Genomic DNA, 407 nt, shown 5'->3' on the forward strand with positions numbered 1-407 from the left:
GAGGCGCTCGTGCACGGCCCGGGCCGCGGTGGCGAGCGGACCCCGCCCGGAGCCGGGGGTCCGCCCCCGTTCGAGGGCACCGGCGAGGTCCCGCTCCGGGCGCATGGTCGTGAGCAGTGGCAGCCCGAGGGAGGCGACGACCTCGTCGGGGGTGATGCCGCCGGGGGACGGCCCGCGCACGATCAGCTCCACGGCCCGGGCGTGCTCGGCGAGCACGTCGGCGACCCGGGCGGCCGCGGCGCAGGGCCGCAGCCCGGCGGGGACCACCAGGACGGTCAGGTCGGCGGTGCCGAGAGCGGTGAGTGCGGCGTCGGTGGGGTAGCGGGGCAGGTCGCACACGACGGTGCCGCCCGCGCGACGACCGGCGTCGAGGACCGCGGTGACGGCGGCCGGCTCGGGGCCGTGCG

Annotated in this window: 1 pseudogene; it reads right to left on the reverse strand. The window is 80.3% G+C overall.

The features are described 5' to 3' along the window. Positions 1-407 (reverse strand): annotated as a pseudogene (locus tag GTW08_RS12215) (septum formation initiator); the annotation flags it as partial.

The sequence above is a fragment of the Pseudonocardia sp. SID8383 genome, assembly GCF_009864975.1.
Lineage (GTDB): Bacteria > Actinomycetota > Actinomycetes > Mycobacteriales > Pseudonocardiaceae > Pseudonocardia > Pseudonocardia alni.